This is a genomic window from Pseudomonas sp. GP01-A4 (assembly GCF_058780865.1).
Genome location: NZ_JBYSWF010000011.1, coordinates 82,716 through 102,651 on the forward strand (window position 1 = coordinate 82,716; position 19,936 = coordinate 102,651).

Consider the following 19,936-nt stretch of genomic DNA (forward strand, 5'->3'; position numbering starts at 1 on the left):
CAGAATGACCGCGACGCCCTCATTGGCGCCGCTACGCAGCCCAACGGGGGCAAGCCCCCTCGCCACAGGTGCTCAGCGGGTGCCGGTTTATTCGGCATCCAGATGCATCGGTGTTACCACCCGACCATCTTTCTCCGCTTCCCCAAGGTTTGCATCGATAAAGTAAACCCGCTCATCTTCCAGCTGCGCCTTGTCTACCAGGTAGTCCTTGATCGCGCTGGCGCGGTCCTGGCCCAGTTGGCGCAGCAACACGTCACTGCCACTCCAGAACTTGATCACACCGTCCCGCAGCTTGGCGGTGCGCTCGTCATTGCTCAGGTCTTTCCATTCGGCCGGAGGCTGTTGTTTCAGGCGGGTGCGGTAGATGCCTTCCAGCAGCGGCGCCTTTTCCTTTTCCGGTACTTCAAGCAGCGACGCCTGGGCCGGCACCTTGTCGCCACGGCGCTGGAGGATCTTGTAGTAGTTGTACTGGTATTCGCGTTCCAGCCGTTGTGCGGCCAAAAGCGGGCCGTCACTGCTGGCAGCGGCGGTGCCTTCGATCTCCAGGCGCAGCGCAGGGCGCTCCTTGAGGGCTTTGGCCAGGCTGTCGAGGGCCGACTGGGAATCCTTGCTCAGCTCGCTGGAGCCTGCCGCAAACGACACGTTGCCAAGGTCTTGGGCACCACCACCGCTGATCAGGCCGCCAATGAACTTGAATGGCGCCGTGGCCGCACGCACTACCAGGTTGCGCAGGGTCTGCCAGACAATCGGCATGACGCTGAACTGCGGGTTGTTCAAGTCGCCGGTCACCGGCAGTTCGATCGAGATCTTGCCGTCGGAGTCCTTGAGCAGGGCTATCGCCAGGCGAATCGGCAGGTCCACGGCGTCGGCGCTGTCGACCTTCTCACCCAGTTGCAGTTGCTCGACCACCACCTTGTTTTCGGCCTTCAACTGGCCCTTGGTGATGACGTAATGCAGGTCAAGGTTGAGCCGACCCTTGCGGATGCGGAACCCGGCAAACTTGCCCGAGTATGGCGTCAGGGTGGTCAGTTCGACGCGTTTGAAGCTGGTGGCGATATCCAGTGCGGCCATCGGGTCAAACGGATTCACGCTGCCCTTGATGGTGACCGGTGCATAACGGTCAACCTTGCCCTTGACGTCGACGCTCGCCGGTTTGGCCTGGCGACTGTCAATGGTGCCGATCTGGCCGTTGAGCTGCTGGATGGCCGTGGCGAAGTTCGGGGTCAGGCTGAAGTCGGCGAAGTTGGCCGAGCCGTCGTTGATCGCAATTTGACCAATATGAATGCCCAGGGGCTTCTCTTTGCTGGCCGCAGGTTTCGCCGCGGACTTGCCGGGGCTGTTGGCCGGCTGCGGGATCAGCAGGTCATCGATGTTGGTGGTGCGGTCATCGTTGATCATGAAGCGCGCATAGGGCTGCAACAGGTTGACCTTGTCGATCGACAGGCTGTCGCCATGTTGATAATTCACGCCTTCCAGCACCAGGCGCTGCCACTTGAGGAAGTCGCGGGTCTTCATGGTGTCCAGGGTGTGCAACTGGTCGACCTGGGCCCGGCCGGTCACCTGGAATGCCAGGGGGTCGGTGCTTTTCAGGTTCACGTCGAGGTTGCTGCCGAGCATGCCGCTACGCAGTTCCAGGCGGATAAATGGGCTGATATAGGACTGGGCGACGCGCAGGTCGATGTCTTTGGTGTCCACTTTCAGCTTGGCGCTGACCGGGCTCAGGTTGACCTGGCCGGTCGCCTCGAGCTTGCCTTGTTTGCCTACGCCGGTATCGAGCTTGAGGGTAAAAGGGCTTTGGTTAAGGCTGTCGAAACCCTGCAGGTCAAGGTTCAGCGGCCCGACTTCCAGGGCGACTGCCGGTTTGGCCGAGCGGTCAGCCAGATGCACTTGATAGTCGCGCAGTTGCACGTCCTTGAGCAGCACTTGCCAAGGCTTGCTCGGCGCTGCCGGTGCAGGTTTTGGCGAGTCGGCGGTAGCGGGTGCGGTGGCTGGCTCGGCTGCGGGTGCAGTTGCAGGTTTGCTCGGATGGCTGGCAAACAGCTTCTGCCAGTCCAACTGGCCGTCGGCTTCAAGGGCGGCCCAGGTTTCGAGTTTATTACTGCGGATCTTGCCGACGATCACTTGCTGTTTGGCCAGGTCCACGGTGGTTTCGCTGACGTCCAGCTTCTGCAGGCGCGCGAGCGGCCGGCCATCCGGTGCCTTGATCGCAAACGGCGCGACACTCAGGGCGACGTTGGTCAGGTTCAGCTCGGTTTCCTTGGCCAGGCTCAGCTTGTAGTCGGTGCTGAAGTTGAGGATGCCGTCTTCCAGAACCAGCGGCACCGCGTCACGTACATACGGCCACCAGACTTTCATCTTGCCGTCGGTAACCTTGAGTTTGCCCTCGGAGGCGATCGGGATCAGGCTGAAGTTGCCGGTCCAGTCGATCTGGCCGCCTTCAGGGCCGGCTGCCACCAGGGTCATGTCGGCGTTGTCATCGGGCAGCGTGCTGAGGTTTTTCAGCTCGAAATCGAGTTTGTCGTAGAGAAACTCGATCGGCTCGCTCGGGCGCAAATCCTGGAAGTGCACATAGCCGGCTGCCAGCTTGATGTTATCGATGCGCAGCGGAAACGGCTTGGCGTTGGGATCGGTGGGCGTTGGCTCGCTGGCTGGCAATTTGAACAGCTGCGCCAGGTTGAGCTGGCCGGATTTGTCGAACAGCAGCTCGGTCTTGGGCTTGTCGAGTTGTACGTCGGCCAGGTGCAGGGCGCGGGTCCACAGGCTGTCGATCTGCAGGTTGGCATAGAGGCGTTCAAAGGCCACTTGCTCCTTGCCCGGCTCACCGATATTCAGGCCCCACACGGTCAGTTCGAGGCTGAACGGGTTGAGCTCGATACGCTCGACACGCGCCGGCACCGTGGCGTAGTTGGCCAACTGTTGGTTGGCCACGCGAAGGGCAATACCGGGGAGAATCAGGAAGCCCAGCAAGCTGTACAGGGCAAGGGCGGTCAGCAAGGCGCCAGCGGCGCGAATCAATCCTTTGGGCATATGTGACGCCATCTATGTCAATCAAGAGTGCCTTGGAGTATGGCACGGGTTTACGGTTCCGAAGAGCCGGGCCTTTATTACTGCGCCCTGGCCCTTTTGGGACAAGTCCTACAGTTGCAGGATCAGGGTCTTCAGCGGTGGTTGCTGGTCGTGGGACGGGAAGTCTGCGCCGGGTGTCATGACCTGCCAGTCGCGCACCGGGCGCCCGGCCTTTTCCGCGCAGCGCAGGACCTGGTCACGCCAGTCGTCCATGCCGACTTTCGCCAGGTTGTTGCAGCAGATCAGCACGCCGTTGTCGGCCGTGGCCAGCAGCGCCGGCTTGAGCAGGCTCTGGTAGTCGCGCAGCAGGTCGACCGTGCCGAAGGCGCTCTTGGCCCAGGCGGGGGGGTCGAGCAGTACCAGATCGTATTGACGCTGCTCCAGGCGCGGGTAACTCGGCAGCTTCTGCCCCCGACGCTGGCTGATGGGCAGGCCGGCCAGCTGGCGGATTGCCGGGAAGTAGTCGGACTGGATGAATTCCATCGTCGGCAATTGCGGGTTGAGTTGACCGTTTTCGCGACCGACCGCCAGGTTGCCCTCGGCAAAGTCCAGGTTGCACACCTCACGAGCGCCACCGGCAGCAGCACTCAGGCCTACGCCGCAGGTGTAGGCAAACAGGTTCAGCACGCTTTTGCCGGCGCTGTGTGCCTTGACCCAGCCGCGGGTGTTGCGCAGGTCCAGGAACAACAGCGGGTCTTGCCCGGCATGGCGGCCGCGCACGCGGTAATTGAGGCCCCATTCGTGGCCGACCAGGTCTTCCAGGGCTGCGGGCTCGGCGCGGTACACCGTGTCTTCACGGTCGATGCGCGAGTTGCCCCGGGAGCGGTCGTTGTAGACCAGCAGCAGTTCAAGCCCCAGGTGCTGGTTGATTGCTTGATGCAGGTGCAACAGGTCGTCGCTTTCCAGCGACTGGTGAAAACTCTGCACCAGCAGTTGCGGGCCGTAGCGGTCGATCGTCAGGCCACCGGCGCCTTCCTGGCTGCCGTGGAACAGGCGATAGCAATCGGTACCTTGTGCATGCAGCTCGGCGAGCAGGTCCTGGCGATGATCGAGGGCGGCGCGCAGCGCCTGATTCAAGGAAGACATAGTGCGCGCCTTGCAGAGTAATTGGGGCGCGGGAGTTTAACAGTTATGGCTCCAGCAGGCCCATTCGCCTGTGGGCCCGCTGCACCGAACCATTGCGCATGGCCCAGCGCAACAACGGCGCGCTGCGCCTGACCCCGGCACGAATCATCTGGCGCTGGATCGGGCTTTGCTTCTGCCCGAGCATGTCGCTGGCCCAGTCCGGCAGCAGGTCGATACCGGCCTGCATCATCAGCGAGCCAAACGGCTTGGCCAGGGTGCTGGGAGACGGCGCGTTGAGCAGCAGGCGCAGGACTTCGTGGCTGCGCTGGTCACACAGCAGTTGCGGACGAATACGCTCAAGGTAATCGGAAATTTCCTGGCGCGAACGCGGCACATGGCGCGCGCCCAATTGCTCGGCCACCAGGGCGATTTCGCTGTAGTACCGGTCTTGATCCCTCGCAGATAAATCCGGGTTGCGATAACGCAGGTGGGCCGCGAGAAAGTTGCTGACCTCCGCCACATGCACCCAGGTCAGCAACTCGGGATCACTGGCGGCATACGGTCGGCCGTCCGGTGCATGGCCGACCACTTGCAGGTGAATGGTGCGCACTTTCTCGATCAGCCATTCGGCGTCACGCCGCGAACCAAACGTGGTGCCGGAAATGAACTGCGAGGTGCGTCGTAACCGCCCCAGCATGTCCTGCCGAAAGTTCGAGTGGTCCCACACGCCGGCCAACGCCAGCGGGTGCAATGCCTGCAACATCAACGCGCTGATGCCGCCGATCAACATGCTGCTGAAGTCGCCATGGACCTTCCAGCTCACCGAGTTCGGCCCAAAGAGACCCGGATCGCCCTTGGGGTTCTCCAGGTCGAGTTGGCCCAGCGACAAGCCGGTCAGGCTCATCAGCTGGTTTTCGATGCGGCTGCGAATGAATTCCATGGGTTCCTAGCGGTTGAGGCGCTTGTCGATCAGGCCGTCCACCACGCTCGGGTCGGCCAGTGTGGATGTATCTCCCAGGCTGTCCAGCTCGTTGCAGGCAATCTTGCGCAGGATCCGCCGCATGATCTTGCCTGAGCGGGTTTTCGGCAAGGCCGGCGCCCATTGAATCAGCTCGGGCTTGGCGAAGCTGCCGATTTCCTTGCTGACCAGGTCCAGCAGGTGTTTTTTCAGCGCGTCGTCGGGCTCGACGCCATTCATGGGCGTGACGAAGGCATAGATGCCCTGGCCTTTTACGTCGTGTGGATAACCGACCACCGCGGCTTCTGCGACCTGATCATGCAGCACCAGGGCGCTTTCGACTTCGGCGGTGCCGATGCGGTGCCCGGAAACATTGATCACATCGTCGATGCGGCCGGTGATCCAGTAGTCACCATCCTCGTCGCGCCGCGCGCCGTCGCCGGTAAAGTAGTAGCCGGGGTAGGGTTTGAAATAGGTGTCGATCATCCGCTGAGGGTCGCCGTACACGCTGCGGATCTGCCCTGGCCAGCTGGATTTGATCGCCAGCACGCCGCTGCCGGCGCCACTGATTTCCTTGCCTTGCTCGTCGAGCAGCACCGGCACCACGCCAAACATCGGCTGGGTGGCGCAGCCGGGCTTGATCCGCTGGGCGCTGACCAGCGGGCTGAGCATGATGCCGCCGGTTTCGGTCTGCCACCAGGTGTCGACAATCGGGCAGCGTTGTTCGCCCACGGCATTGAAGTACCAGTCCCAGGCTTCCGGGTTGATTGGCTCGCCGACACTGCCCAGCAGGCGCAGGCTGGCGCGGGAAGTGTTTTCCAGTGGCCCGTGGCCTTCCCGCATCAGCGCGCGTAACGCGGTCGGCGCGGTGTAGAAGATGTTGACCTTGTGTTTGTCGATCACCTGCCAGAACCGCGAGCTGTCCGGGTAGCTCGGCACGCCTTCGAACATCAGCGAGGTCGCACCATTGGCCAGTGGCCCGTACACGATATAGCTGTGGCCGGTGACCCAGCCGACATCGGCGGTGCACCAGAACACTTCGCCTTCGCGGTAATCGAGCACGTACTTGAAGGTCATCGCAGCCTGCAGCAGGTAACCGCCGGTGGTGTGCAACACACCTTTGGGTTTGCCGGTGCTGCCGGAGGTGTAGAGGATAAACAGCGGGTCTTCCGCATCCATCGGCTCGGGCGGGCAGTCGTCGCTGGCTGCATCCAGGGCCTGTTGATACTTGAGGTCGCGCCCTTCAGTCCAATTGACTGCCGCGCCAGTGCGCTGCACCACCAGTACCGTGCTGACACCCGGGCAACTGGCCAGGGCCTTGTCGACATTCTGTTTCAGCGCCACCGGCTTGCCGCCGCGCACGCCTTCATCGGCGGTGATCACCGTGTGGCAATCGGCGTCGAGAATGCGGTCGCGCAGGGCGTCCGGCGAGAATCCGCCAAACACCACCGAATGCACCGCACCAATCCGCGTACAGGCCAGCATCGCGTAGGCCGCCTCGGGAATCATCGGCATGTAGATACACACGCGGTCGCCTTTCTTTACGCCACGGCTTTTCAGCACGTTGGCCAGGCGGCTGACGTTTTGGTGGAGTTGGCGGTAGGTGATTTTGGAAGACTTTGCAGGATCATCGCCTTCCCAGATGAAGGCCGGCTGGTCGGCACGTTGCGCCAGGTGACGGTCGATGCAGTTGTAACTGACGTTCAGTTGGCCACCGGCAAACCATTGGGCGGCGCCGGTCTTGATGTCGGATTTCTGAACGGTCTGCCAAGGCGTGGACCAGTCGAGAAAGCGCTTGGCCTGTTCGGCCCAGAAGGTATCGGGTTGTTCGACGGATTGGCGGTAGAGGCGCTGGTAGTCCTCTTGACTGAGTTGCGCAGCCCGGCGGACGGCATCGGCGGTGGGGAACGTGCTGATATCGAACATGAGGGATCCTTATTCTTGTTTTTTGCGACAAGAGGGGAGCTTTGCGACCCTCGTAGGAGCTGGCTTGCCAGCGATTGCATCACCTCGGTAGTGAGTTTCACCGAGGTGTTTGCATCGCTGGCAAGCCAGCTCCTACAAGGGTCCGCTCCCGCAGGTTCAGACCCTCATTGTAGTGCTGATACCATCAACCGCGGTGACGGCCGCGGAAGTAGTTGATCAACCCTTGGGTGGACGCGTCGTCCGCAGGCTGTTCTTCGGTGCCGGTCAGGCGGTTGTAGACGCCTTTGCCCAGCTCCTTGCCCAACTCCACGCCCCACTGGTCGAACGCGTTGATGCCCCAGATGACGCTTTGCACGAACACTTTGTGTTCATACATCGCCACCAGTGCGCCAAGACGGCGAGGGCTGATGCGTTCAACCACAATGGTGTTGCTTGGACGGTTGCCCGGGATCACCTTGTGCGGTGCCAGCTTCTGCACTTCGGCCTCGTCCATGCCTTTGTCGCGCAGCTCGGCTTCAGCTTCGCTGCGGGTCTTGCCGAGCATCAGGGCCTGGCTCTGGGACAGGCAGTTGGCGTACAGCCACTGATGGTGGTCGGAGACCGGGTTGAAGCTGACGATCGGCACGATGAAGTCGGCCGGGATCAGTTGGGTGCCCTGGTGCAGCAGCTGGTGGTAAGCATGCTGGCCGTTGCAGCCTACGCCGCCCCAGATAACCGGGCCGGTGTCGGTGGAAACCGGCGTACCGTCCTGGCGCACGCTCTTGCCGTTGGATTCCATGTCCAGCTGTTGCAGGTGCTTGGTGATGTTACGCAGGTAGTGATCGTACGGCAGGATTGCGTGGCTCTGCGCGCCCCAGAAGTTGCCGTACCACACGCCCAGCAGGCCGAGCAGCACCGGCATGTTCGCCTCGAATGGAGCGGTCTGGAAATGCTGGTCCATGGTGTAGGCGCCGGACAGCAGTTCCTTGAAGTTGGACATGCCGATGGCCAGCGCGATGGGCAGGCCGATGGCCGACCACAGCGAGTAACGACCGCCCACCCAGTCCCACATCGGGAAAATGTTCTCTTCGCGGATACCGAAGGCCACGGCCGCCGCGTTGTTGCTCGATACAGCGATGAAGTGGCGATACAGCTCGGCTTCCGAGCCACCCTGGGCCAGGTACCAGGCGCGGGCGGCCTGGGCGTTTTTCAGGGTTTCGAGGGTGTTGAAGGATTTTGACGAGACGATGAACAGTGTGGTCTCGGCGCGCAGCTTCATAGTTAGCTCGTGGAACTCGCTGCCGTCGATGTTCGCCAGGTAATGGCAGCGCACGCCTTTGTGGGCGTAGGACAACAGCGCTTCAGACACCAGCTCCGGGCCGAGGAACGAGCCACCGATACCGATGTTCACCACGTCGGTGATCGGCTTCTCGGTGTAGCCACGCCACAGGCCGTCGTGGATGCGGCCGACCAGGTCAGTGATCTGGTTCAGCACCTTGTGCACGTCCGGCATGATGTTCACGCCGTTGACCGACAGTTTGTCACCCACTGGGCGGCGCAGCGCGGTGTGCAACGCCGGACGGCCTTCGGAAGAGTTGACCGGCTCGCCGTTGAACAGCGACTTGATCGCGCCCTGAAGGTCGACTTCCTTGGCCAGGCCTACCAGCAGGTCGCGGGTTTCGCTGGTGATCAGGTTTTTCGAATAATCGAGGAAAAGTCCGCAGCTGCTCAAGGTGAACTGGGTAAAGCGCTGGGGATCGGCATTAAAGGCTTCGCGCATGCTGAAATCCTGCATGGCTTGGCGATGTTGATTGAGCGCTTGCCAGGCGGGCAGAGCGGTAACGTCATGAGGAGTGCGGTAGTACGCCATCGCTGCGGGTTTCCTTTTTATTGCTGGGACTGCTTTTAGGACACTTGAAAGCCGGGAATGTCCTGTCTTTGTGAAGATGACAGGCTCCGGTCAACGCCAACGAAGAGCGTAGGGCGAATACATTAAACCTAGCGTGTCGATCTGTCTTGGCTTTGTCTGCGCTGTGGCCGGTACTTTTTTATACCGGCCGATCAGGCAGTGCAACAGGCGGGGTGTGCGGCGGGGTCAGTTCAGGTGCAGATGCAGGTTGTCGATCAGCCGGGTGGCGCCCAGGTAGGCGGCGACCAGGATCACCAGGTCCTTGTCTTCGGCGGTGGCCGGACGCAGGTGCAGGCCCTGGCGAACCTCCAGGTAGTCCATGCGAAAACCTGCCGCTTCGATCTGCTGGACCTGTGCGGCGCGCAGTTTGGCGAAGTCGCGGTCGCCCGCTTCAATGGCGGCGGCAATCTGGCTGAGGCTGCGGTACAGCACCGGTGCGATCGCGCGCTGCTCGTCGGTGAGGTAACCATTGCGCGACGACAGCGCGAGGCCGTCGTCGGCGCGCACGGTCGGCTCGCCGATAATCTGGATCGGCATGTTCAGGTCATGGACCATGGCGCGAATCACCGCCAGTTGCTGGTAGTCCTTCTGGCCAAAGATCGCCAGGTCCGGCTGGACCATGTTGAACAGCTTGCTGACCACCGTGGCCACGCCTTCAAAATGCCCGGGCCGGCTGGCGCCGCACAGGCCTTCGGAAAGTTGCGGCACGCTGACGCGAGTCTGGCCGGCCATGCCGTCGGGGTACATCTCCTCGACGGTCGGGGCGAACAACAGGTTGCAACCTGCTTGCAAGAGCTTCTCCTGGTCGGCCGCCAGGGTGCGCGGGTACTTGTCCAGGTCTTCGCCGGCGCCGAATTGCAGCGGGTTGACGAAAATGCTCGCCACCACGAAATCGGCTTGCTGCGCAGCCTTGGTGACCAGCGTGGCATGGCCGCTGTGCAGGTTGCCCATGGTGGGCACGAAGCCGATGCGTTTGCCCGCGCTGCGGGCATGGGTGACGGCGGCGCGCAGTTCGCGCACGGTCTTGACGGTGTTCATGCGGAGAATCCGTGTTCGGCGCCCGGGAAGGTGACGGCTTTGACTTCGCTGACGTAGGCGGCGAGGGCTGATTGGATGCTGTCCTGGCCCGCCATGAAGTTCTTCACGAACTTGGGTACGCGGCCGGTAAGGGACAGGCCCAGCATGTCATGCAGTACCAATACCTGGCCGTCTGTGGCAGAACCGGCGCCGATACCGATCACCGGTACTTTAACGGCCTGGGTGATTTCCGCTGCCAGCTCGCTTGGCACGCATTCGAGCAGAATCATGCACGCACCGGCCTGTTCAAGGGCGATGGCATCGGCCCGCATCTGGCGCGCCTGGGCTTCGCCGCGGCCTTGCACCTTGTAGCCGCCGAGGATATTCACCGACTGTGGCGTCAGGCCCATGTGCGCGCAAACCGGTACGCCGCGTTCAGCCAGCAAACGAATCGACTCGGCGAGCCAGGCGGCACCTTCAACCTTGATCATGTGTGCACCGGCACGCATCAGTTGAGCACTGTTGGTCAGGGTCTGTTCGATGGTGGCATCGGCCATGAAGGGCAGGTCGGCAATGATGAGGGCGCCTTCGTTGCCGCGCTTGACGCAGGCCGTGTGGTAAGCGATTTCATCATTGGTGACGGGCAGGGTGCTGTCATTCCCTTGTAGAACCATGCCCAGGGAGTCCCCCACCAGCAACACTTCAACTCCTGCCTGGCTGCTGGCCTGGGCAAAAGTGGCGTCGTAGCAGGTCAGCATGGTGATCTTTTCACCTTTGAGCTTGAGGCTCTGCAAGGTGCTCAGGGTAACGTTTGGCATGAAAAGGGTCCTCATTCAGGCGCTTGGAAACAGCGAGTAACGCGCGTGAGTCTTCGTTTATACAGGCGCACTTTCTTAAGGATCAGTGCTTATAAGGCCTGGATTGCGCCCTTTAGCGCCGGGTAGGCGGCAGCGGGACGCCTATAGTCGTGAGGAGGACTCTGGAAGTCAATTGGATGTGTTACCGCATTGTTACGGCGGTGGTGTTACCGCTGTTACTGATGCGATTCAGCAGTAAATGATGCGTAGTAAATGCAGGAGCGAGCTTGCTCGCGAAGGTCGTCAATGATGACGCGGGAAGCCTGGCGCCCAGCGGTGTTCTCAGGTTTTTCGCGAGCAAGCTCGCTCCTACAGGTTTGAAGGCAGGCGTTCCAGGCCGACAAACGGGCAGGCATCCAGCAGGTCGCCGAGCAGGCGGCCATCGGCCAGTTGCAGGCTGGCCGGGGCCAGTTCTGCCAGCGGGTAAAGCACGAACGCCCGCAGGTGCATTTGATAGTGCGGCACCTTCAGGCGTGGCTCATCGATCAGCCGGTCGCCAAACACCAGGACATCCAGGTCCAGGGTGCGCGGGCCCCAACGCTCAAGACGCTCGCGGCCCTGGTCATTCTCGATGGCTTGCAGCGCATCGAGCAGTTCCAGTGGTGCAAGCGCGCTGTCCAGGGCCGCGACCGCATTGGTATAGCGCGGCTGGCCCGGGAGCAGGGAATCACTTTGATAGAAGGCGGAGACGCCCGCCAGCGTGGTGTCCGGCAATTGCGCGAGGGCCTCGATGGCGTCGCGCAATTGTTGTTCAGGGGCAGCCAGGTTGCTGCCCATGCCGACGTAGATACGTTCCACGTGCTTACTCGCCCGACGCGCTCGATGAATCGCCAGCGCTGCGTTTGCGCTTGCTGCCACTGCTGCGGCGACGTTTTTTCGGGCCATCGCCGGTGGCTTCGCCTTTGCTGCTGAGCTCTTTGATCATCTCGCGGCGCTGGCTGTCGTTGGCGTCCTGGTAGTCGGTCCACCATTCGCCCAGGCCGTCGGTCTGTTCGCCGGCGCTTTCGCGCAGCAGCAGGAAGTCATAGCCGGCACGGAAGCGCGGGTTGTCCAGCAGCAGGTCGGCGCGTTTGCCGCTGCGGCGTGGCAGGCGCTCCTGCATGTCCCAGATCTCGCGGATCGGCATGGTGAAGCGTTTCGGGATGGCGATGCGCTGGCATTGCTCGGCGATCAGCTCGTGAGCGGCTTCCTGCATGGCCGGAATTGCCGGCATGCCACGGTCTTGCAAGCGCATGACGCGTTTTGGAAGCGCTGGCCACAACAGGGCGGCAAACAGGAACGCCGGGGTTACCGGTTTGTTCTGCTTGATGCGCAGGTCGGTGTTGATCAGGGCTTCGCTGATCAGCGTGTGGGTGTAGGTCGGGTTGTACTCCAGTGCTTCGGCGCTGGCCGGGAACAGTGGGTCGAACAACTGCAGGTCAACCAGCATTTCGAAGGTGTCGGCAGCATAGCCGGAGAGGAACAGCTTGAGCACCTCTTCGAACAACCGGGCCGAGGGAATTTCCCGCAGCATCGGCGCCAGGTCGCGAATCGGCGCGGCCGTGTGCTTCTCGATGCCGAAGTTCAGCTTGGCGGCGAAACGCACGGCCCGCAGCATGCGCACCGGGTCTTCCTGGTAGCGTTGCGTCGGGTCGCCGATCAGGCGCAGCAAGTTGTTGCGGATGTCGTGTACGCCATTGGCGTAATCGAGGATGCGCTCGCTGACCGGGTCGTAATACAAGGCGTTGATGGTGAAGTCGCGGCGTTGCGCGTCTTCTTCCAGGGTGCCATAGACGTTGTCCCGCAGGATGCGCCCGCTTTCATTGCGGGAAGACTGGTTAGTGTCTTCTTCTTCATCGTTTTGCGGATGGTTGGCGCGGAAGGTCGCGACCTCGATGATCTCGCGACCAAAGTGGATGTGCACCAACTTGAAGCGCCGGCCTATGATCCGCGCATTGCGGAATTCGGCACGCACTTGTTCCGGCGTGGCGCTGGTGGCGACGTCGAAATCCTTGGGAGTGATATTGAGCAACATGTCGCGCACGCAACCGCCAACCAGGTAGGCCTGGTAGCCGGCGTTCTGCAAACGTTCGACGATGTTCACCGCATAACGGCTGAACTGGGCGCGTTGCAGCGAATGCTGGCTGCTATTGAGCACTTCAGGCGTGCTGCGTTTGTGTTGCGTACGACGCAAGGGAGAACGGAATGACTGGAACAACTTCTTCAGCATGGGATGCACTGTTTGAAGGAATGTTCGGCCATAACGAAGAATGACCGCATGATGGGCCGGGATTCTAGCATTTAGTCAGGGGATGGTGTAGGAACTAGCTGCAAGGCTTGAGCCAGAAGCTTAAAAGAAGGGTGGCAAGTGCCAAATCGCAGAAACTACAAGGGGAGCCGAAGCTCCCCCAGAAGTAGTTGCGTGCTCTATTTTTATTATTGGTTTCGGGCTTCTTGTTTTTGTTGATCGCCCTCGCCATGAAGCTTCACCTTCATGACACTCCCAATCGGGAGCCAAGAGCAAACGGATTGCTTTGGTCGCTGTGTTGCTGATCTACGATCCAACCAGTTCAGGCTCTGCCTTAGGGCAGTTTTTGTTGTTCTCGGCCTGGTTGCGGGGCAAGCCCCAAATGCAACGCCTCTCCAAAAGAATCAGTTAGCTGCGCCTCCGCCGTGTTGTTTTTGTTATGCGTGAGTCGATTCGTCTTATTTTTATTGTCTTGTACATTTGCTTGTTATTGTTTTTGTACTAAGCATATAGCAGGGTGCGTGCCAACTTTTGCGAGGCCCAGCAAAATAAGGGGTTTGGGGCGTTTTCGGGTTTTTTGTAGGCGAAAAAAAGCCGGGGCTTCGTTACCGTAAGCCCCGGCTTTTGTTACGTGAAAAATCAGCGGTAACAGTTTTTTCACATCTGCGGGTGTTACCTGTGGGGGCAGCCCACTCAGCTTTCGCTGGCAACCCCGGTCTTGCGCCGCGGGATACCCAGGCGCTGGCGCCGTTCCCACAGGCATTTACGGCTGACGCCCAGTTTGCGCGCCAGTTCGGTCTCGGTCATGTGGTCCTGGTGCTCCAGCACGAAATGCTGGAAGTAATCTTCCAGTGACAAATCTTCCGTCGGCTCGTGGCTGTTGTTACTGCCGCCACCTTGCTGCGGTGGCAAACCGATGAAGTCATCATCATCCAGGTCGCTGAGCTCGATATCGATCCCCAGCAGCTCGGCGGAAATTTCCGGGCTCTCCGACAGAATCACCGCACGCTCTACCGCGTTTTCCAGCTCCCGCACGTTACCCGGCCAGGAGTAGTGACGAATCGCCTGCTCGGCATCGGCAGCAAACTTCAGGTCGGTACGGTTGATTCGCGCACTCTGGCGCGCCAGGAAGGCCGTGGCGATTTCGTTGACGTCGGCGCCGCGCTCACGCAGGGCCGGCAGTTTGAGTGCGATCACGTGCAGGCGGTAATAAAGGTCTTCACGGAACTGGCCAATCTTGGCCAGGCTCTTCAGGTCACGGTGAGTGGCCGCAATCAGTCGTACGTCGACCTTTTGCGACTGTACCGAACCGACGCGACGTATTTCGCCTTCCTGGAGTACCCGCAGCAAGCGTGCCTGGGCTTCCAGCGGCAGTTCGCCAATCTCGTCGAGGAACAGCGTGCCGCCGTCGGCGGCTTCAACCAAACCCGCACGGCCAGCACTGGCGCCGGTAAAGGCGCCTTTTTCATGGCCGAACAATTCGGATTCGATCAGGGATTCGGGGATCGCCGCGCAGTTCACCGAGATCATCGGTGCCTTGGCGCGCTTGGACAGGTTGTGCAGGGCACGGGCCACCAGTTCTTTACCGGTACCGGACTCGCCCTGGATCAGTACATTGGAGTCGGTTGGCGCCACTTTGCGGATCTTGCTGTACAGGTCCTGCATGGGTGGGCAGGAGCCGATGATGCCGATTTCGCCGTTACTGTTGTCAATACCGGGTTTTTCAGAACCATTGGCGGCCTTGCCCGCTGCCGGGCGTTCAGCCGGTGCGCTGCTGGCCGATTGACGGTCACGCAGGATGCGCGCTACGGCCTGGAGCATTTCGTCGTGGTCGAAGGGCTTGGCGATGTAGTCCACCGCGCCCATCTTCATGGAGTCCACGGCCGAGCGCAGGCTGGCGTAGCTGGTCATGATCAGCACCGGAGTGCCTTGGCCGAGCTTGATCAGCTCGGTGCCGGGGGCGCCTGGCAAACGCAGGTCACTGACGATCAGGTCGAACGTGGGAATGCTGAAACGCTCTTGGGCTTCCTGCACCGAGCCGGCTTCGCTGACCTGGTACTGATTACGTTCAAGCAGGCGACGCAAGGCAGAGCGGATAATGGTTTCGTCTTCGACGATCAAAATGTGCGGCATTGATTCAACTCTCTCGACGGTCTCAGTTCACAGCGGACGTCGCTTCGACATGACGCGGCAAGGTCACCCGAATACGGGTGCCGCGTTGGCTTTCGGTGTCAGCCGGGCTGTCGATGGTGATTTGTCCATAATGCTCTTCAACGATGGAATAGACCAGTGCAAGGCCCAGACCGGTACCTTCACCCGGATCCTTGGTGGTGAAGAAGGGTTCGAACAATCGATCCATGATGTTCTGTGGAATGCCGCTGCCTTCGTCCTCGACGATCAGATCGACCGTGTGCTCGAAAGCCTCGCTCTTGACCCGTACTGCGCTGCCGGCCGGCGATGCGTCGCGGGCGTTGGACAGCAGGTTGATCAGCACTTGGGCCAGGCGTTGTGAATCACCGTCGACCCAGTGTTCCGGGTCGCACAGGTTGAAGAACTGTACTTCGAAATTGCGCCGGTTCAAGGCCAGCAGCCCAATGGCATCCTGGGCCACTTCGGCCAGGCACACCGCTTCGTCGTGATTCTGATGGGCGCCCGCGTGGGCAAAGCTCATCAGCGACTGCACGATGCGCGAAACACGCTTGGTCTGCTCGAGAATCTGCCCGCTGATTTCGATGATTTCGCCGTCTTCTTCGCGCTCTTCCCGCAGGTTTTGCGCGAGGCAGGCGATACCGGTGATCGGATTGCCGATTTCATGGGCCACACCCGCGGCCAGGCGCCCGATGCTGGCCAGGCGCTCGGAGTGCACCAGCTTGTCTTCGAGCATCTGGGTTTCGGTCAGGTCTTCCACCAGCAGCACCAGGCCGCTGTTGCCGGGCGCCAGTGGCTCGTCGATGGCGGCCTTGTGCAGGTTGAGCCAGCGGGTCTGGCCATCCAGCGCCAGGTGCTGTTTGTGCAAGTGTTCGTCGGGCAGGTTGATGAAGCCCTGGAGCAATTCTTTCCACGGGTCGCCAATGGTGTTCAGGCGCGAGCCCACCACACGTTGGGCGGCGATGCCGGTGAGCTCTTCCATGGCCTTGTTCCACATCAGGATCTCTTGATCCTTGGCCAGGGAGCAGACGCCCATCGGCAGTTCCTGCAACGTCTGGCGGTGATAGCGGCGCAGGGCATCGAGTTCGGCGGCAAGGCCGGTGAGGCGGGAGTGGTAATCCTCCAGCCGGCTCTCGATGAAGTGGATGTCTTCGGTCACGTAGTTTTCGCCGCCGGCCTTGTAGGGCAGGAAGGTCTCGACCATGTCCTGGGACACGCTCGGGCCCATCAGGCCGGAAAGGTTGGCTTCGATACGGTCACGCAGGCGGCGCAGGGCGTAAGGCCGGCGCTCGTCGAACGGCAGGTAGAGATCGCGCAGGGCCTGCTCGACTTCCTTTTGTGCGGCCTTGGCGCCCAGCGGCTTGGCCAGTTGCGTGGCGAATTCCTGGGGTGAGGCCGCGTGCAGTTCGCGGCGTTGCGGGCGACGGACGTTGTCCACTGCGCAGGCTTCGGCAGCGCTGGTTTCTTCGGGACTGGCGTTGGTGAACAGCGAGATCAGGGTGAACATCAGCACGTTGGCCGCCAGCGAGGCAATTGCCGCCATGTGCCAACTGGTGTCATCCAGCACGTAGATCATGTTCAGCAGCGGGATGTAGAAGCCCTGCAGGTTGCCCACCAGCGGCAGCAGCATGGTCACGGTCCATACCAGGATCCCGGCGAGCAAACCGGCGATAAAGCCTCGGCGGTTGGCGGTCGGCCAGTACAGCACCGACAGCACGCCCGGCAGGAACTGCAAGGTGGCAACGAAGGCGACAATCCCCAGGTTGGCCAGGTCCTGTTCTGCACCCAGCAACAGGTAGAAGCCATAGCCGGCCATGATGATCGCAACGATCAGGGCCCGGCGGGTCCATTTCAGCCAGCGGTAGATATTGCCTTCGGCCGGCGGCTGGTAGAGCGGCAGCACCAGGTGATTCAGCGCCATCCCCGACAGCGCCAGGGTACTGACGATGATCAGCCCGCTGGAGGCCGATAATCCGCCGACATAGGCCAGCAATGCGAGGGATTTGCTGTTGGCGGCAATACCCACGCCCAGCGTGAAGTATTCGGGATTGGTGGTGGCGCCAAGTTTCAGGCCGGCCCACAGGATCAGCGGCACCGCCAGGCTCATCAACAGCAGGAACAGCGGCAAGCCCCAGCTGGCGCTGACCAGCGAGCGCGGGTTGAGGTTCTCGGTGAAGGTCATGTGGTACATGTGCGGCATCACAATCGCCGAGGCGAAGAACACCAAAAGCAGCGTGCGCCATGGGCCTTCCTGCAACGGCGTGTGCAGTGCGGCCAGGGCGGTCTGGTTTTGCAGCAGCCACAGTTCCAGCTGTTGCGGGCCGTCGAATACGCCATACAACGCGTACAGACCGACACCGCCGATGGCGATCAGCTTGATCACCGATTCAAACGCGATCGCAAACACCAGTCCTTCATGTTTCTCACGGGTGGCGATATGCCGTGAGCCGAAGAAAATCGTGAACAGAGTGATCAGCGCGCAGAAGCTCAATGCCACGCGGTGCTGCACCGGTTCGCGGGTGAGGATGCTGATGGAGTCGGCCACGGCCTGGATCTGCAATGCCAGCAACGGCAGCACGCCGATCAGCATGAAAATCGTGGTCAGTGCACCGGCCCAGGTACTGCGAAAACGGAACGCAAACAGGTCGGCCAGGGACGACAACTGATAGGTGCGGGTGATTTTCAGGATCGGATACAACAGCACCGGCGCCAGCAAAAACGCGCCGGACACCCCGAGATAACTCGAAAGAAAGCCGTATCCATACTGATAGGCCAGGCCCACGGTGCCATAAAACGCCCAGGCACTCGCGTACACGCCCAACGACAAGGTGTAGGTCAACGGATGGCGAATGATCGCCCGCGGAATCATCCCACGTTCACTGATCCAGGCTACCCCGAACAACGCGGCCAGGTAGGCGGCGCTGATCAGCAGCATCTCGGTCAGGCTAAAGCTCATCGGCATCTTTTTGGCTCTGCAGGATGAAAGTCACGACGATCAGAATCAGCCAAAGCAGATAGGGCCGGTACCAGGCGCCTGTGGCGTCGATCCACCAATCCATGATGGCGGGAGAAAACAGGTAGATCCCGACGACCAGCAGCAGGACCAATCGATAGATGTACATGTTGGCCTCTGATTGAAAAACTGCGGCGATGGTAACGGATGGCTCGCAAGCTGCAAGCGCCTTCAGCGCAATTGCGCTTCGGCCAGCGTGAGTGTGCGCGGGATCTGTGTGGCATCCCAGTGTTGAATGCCCCAATCCAGCAGTTCCCGTGGGCTGGCGTGGTGCAGTTCGTCGCCCGCCCGCTGGCCCAGGGCGCGCAGTGCTCTTAACAGCAAAGGCGTGGCCTGGTCAGTGGTCAAGGGCGGTGAGCGGTAGGATTTGCCCAGCTTGTTACCGTTCGGCTGGATGATCAGCGGCACATGCAGGTAACGCGGTTGGCGCAGGCCCAGCAATTCTTGCAGATACAGTTGGCGTGGCGTGGAGTCGAGCAGGTCGGCACCACGCACGATGTCGGTCACACCTTGCCAGGCATCATCGAGGACTACCGCCAGTTGGTAGGCATACAGGCCGTCGCGACGGCGGATGATGAAGTCGCCTACGTCGCGACCCAGATGCTGTCGGAATTCGCCTTGTACGCGGTCGGTAAAGTGGTACTCCAACTCCGGCACTCGCAGGCGGATGGCGGCATCTTGCTGGTCATGCCCGGCATTGCGGCACAGTCCCGGATAAATCCCGTTATAGGGCTCCAGTTGCTTGCGCGAGCAGGTGCAGGCGTAGGCCAGGCCATGATTGAACAGGCGGTTGAGCACTTCAGCGTAGGCATCGTGCCGCTCGCTTTGTCGGACCAACTCCCCGTCCCATTCAAAACCATAGCGTTCCAGGGCATTCAGGATGGCGGCCTGGGCGCCGGGCTCTTCCCGTGGCGGGTCGAGGTCTTCCATGCGCATCAGCCAGCGGCCTTGGTTGGCACGGGCGTCGAGGTAGGAGGCGAGGGCGGCGACCAGGGAACCGAAGTGCAGGTGTCCGCTGGGCGTGGGGGCGAAACGCCCGATATAGGAGGAGGCTGTCATGGGCCGGATATTACTGGAAAACCAGCAAACGCCAGAAACAAAAATGGGGCGTTCGCACGCCCCATTTGTTCAGCCCGGCAATGATTACTTGCCGACCTGTTTTTCCTTGATTTCAGCCAAGGTCTTGCAGTCCACGCACAGGTCGGCGGTAGGACGCGCTTCCAGGCGGCGAATACCAATCTCGACGCCGCAGGACTCGCACCAGCCGTACTCTTCGTCTTCGATGAGTTGCAGGGTCTTGTCGATCTTCTTGATCAGCTTGCGCTCGCGATCACGGGCGCGGAGTTCAAGGGCGAACTCTTCTTCCTGGCTGGCACGGTCTGCCGGGTCCGGGAAGTTGGCCGCTTCGTCCTTCATATGGTCAACGGTACGGTCAACCTCTTGCATCAAGTCCTGTTTCCACTGCTTCAGGATCTTGGAGAAGTGTTCGCGCATGGGCTTGCCCATGTATTCCTCACCCTTCGCCTCGACGTAGGGTTGGAAGCCGCTGATGCTCTGTTGCTTTGCTTGGGTGGGCATGAATGGACCGCCTCTCACTCTTCTAATCCATTGCGCAGGATTGCAACATCACCGACACCTGCCGGCCCTGCGGCTGCAAGCGGGCGAACTTACCAGATAGATTCGGGGTGCGCCACTCCCGGTTGTCGAGGCACCGTCTCCTTTGGCTTGCAAACCGCCGCAGGCCCCAGCAGGGCGGGCTTGTACGGTCTCG

Annotated in this window: 14 protein-coding genes; all 14 read right to left on the reverse strand. The window is 61.1% G+C overall.

Annotated elements, in window-relative coordinates; genetic code table 11:
- Window positions 1–87 precede the first annotated feature (87 nt).
- On the reverse strand, window positions 88–3,027 hold the full coding sequence (locus tag AC3WKX_RS09730; protein ID WP_102604508.1) for a DUF748 domain-containing protein: 2,940 nt from the start codon (window positions 3,025–3,027) through the stop codon (window positions 88–90).
- A gap of 108 nt (window positions 3,028–3,135) precedes the next feature.
- Window positions 3,136–4,152: a class I SAM-dependent rRNA methyltransferase gene (locus AC3WKX_RS09735; protein WP_102368082.1), complete on the reverse strand. Its 1,017-nt coding sequence runs from the start codon at window positions 4,150–4,152 to the stop codon at window positions 3,136–3,138.
- A gap of 43 nt (window positions 4,153–4,195) precedes the next feature.
- On the reverse strand, window positions 4,196–5,071 hold the full coding sequence (locus AC3WKX_RS09740) for an oxygenase MpaB family protein (protein ID WP_102604509.1): 876 nt from the start codon (window positions 5,069–5,071) through the stop codon (window positions 4,196–4,198).
- A gap of 6 nt (window positions 5,072–5,077) precedes the next feature.
- Window positions 5,078–7,015, reverse strand: a complete 1,938-nt coding sequence (gene acs / locus AC3WKX_RS09745; RefSeq protein ID WP_102604510.1) for an acetate--CoA ligase — start codon at window positions 7,013–7,015, stop codon at window positions 5,078–5,080.
- A 184-nt stretch (window positions 7,016–7,199) separates the two neighbouring features.
- The gene (pgi, locus tag AC3WKX_RS09750) at window positions 7,200–8,864 is read right to left on the reverse strand and encodes a glucose-6-phosphate isomerase (protein ID WP_076013744.1); all 1,665 of its coding nucleotides are present in this window, start codon (window positions 8,862–8,864) and stop codon (window positions 7,200–7,202) included.
- Window positions 8,865–9,089: 225 nt separating this feature from the next.
- On the reverse strand, window positions 9,090–9,941 hold the full coding sequence (gene panC, locus AC3WKX_RS09755; protein WP_003212166.1) for a pantoate--beta-alanine ligase: 852 nt from the start codon (window positions 9,939–9,941) through the stop codon (window positions 9,090–9,092).
- Complete coding sequence (gene panB, locus AC3WKX_RS09760; protein ID WP_102604511.1) at window positions 9,938–10,738, reverse strand: 3-methyl-2-oxobutanoate hydroxymethyltransferase; 801 nt, start codon at window positions 10,736–10,738, stop codon at window positions 9,938–9,940. Before panB ends, panC begins: the two co-directional genes overlap by 4 nt.
- A gap of 348 nt (window positions 10,739–11,086) precedes the next feature.
- Complete coding sequence (folK, locus tag AC3WKX_RS09765; protein WP_087693395.1) at window positions 11,087–11,575, reverse strand: 2-amino-4-hydroxy-6-hydroxymethyldihydropteridine diphosphokinase; 489 nt, start codon at window positions 11,573–11,575, stop codon at window positions 11,087–11,089.
- Between the two features lie 4 nt (window positions 11,576–11,579).
- Window positions 11,580–12,986 carry a polynucleotide adenylyltransferase PcnB gene (locus tag AC3WKX_RS09770; protein WP_003212161.1) on the reverse strand — a complete coding sequence of 469 codons (1,407 nt, stop codon included), beginning with the start codon at window positions 12,984–12,986 and terminating at the stop codon, window positions 11,580–11,582.
- Window positions 12,987–13,697: 711 nt separating this feature from the next.
- Entirely contained in the window at window positions 13,698–15,137 is a 1,440-nt protein-coding gene (locus AC3WKX_RS09775) for a sigma-54-dependent transcriptional regulator (protein WP_003212159.1), read from the reverse strand.
- A 22-nt stretch (window positions 15,138–15,159) separates the two neighbouring features.
- Window positions 15,160–18,114: a sensor histidine kinase gene (locus AC3WKX_RS09780; protein ID WP_023659379.1), complete on the reverse strand. Its 2,955-nt coding sequence runs from the start codon at window positions 18,112–18,114 to the stop codon at window positions 15,160–15,162.
- A complete protein-coding gene (locus tag AC3WKX_RS09785) occupies window positions 18,098–18,274 on the reverse strand; it encodes a hypothetical protein (protein ID WP_003176118.1) in 177 nt (58 codons plus the stop codon). Before AC3WKX_RS09785 ends, AC3WKX_RS09780 begins: the two co-directional genes overlap by 17 nt.
- Window positions 18,275–18,336: 62 nt before the next feature.
- Window positions 18,337–19,224 carry a tRNA glutamyl-Q(34) synthetase GluQRS gene (gene gluQRS / locus AC3WKX_RS09790; protein WP_102604512.1) on the reverse strand — a complete coding sequence of 296 codons (888 nt, stop codon included), beginning with the start codon at window positions 19,222–19,224 and terminating at the stop codon, window positions 18,337–18,339.
- A gap of 84 nt (window positions 19,225–19,308) precedes the next feature.
- Window positions 19,309–19,743, reverse strand: coding sequence for an RNA polymerase-binding protein DksA (gene dksA / locus AC3WKX_RS09795; RefSeq protein ID WP_003212154.1), 435 nt, complete (start codon window positions 19,741–19,743; stop codon window positions 19,309–19,311).
- Window positions 19,744–19,936 lie beyond the last annotated feature (193 nt).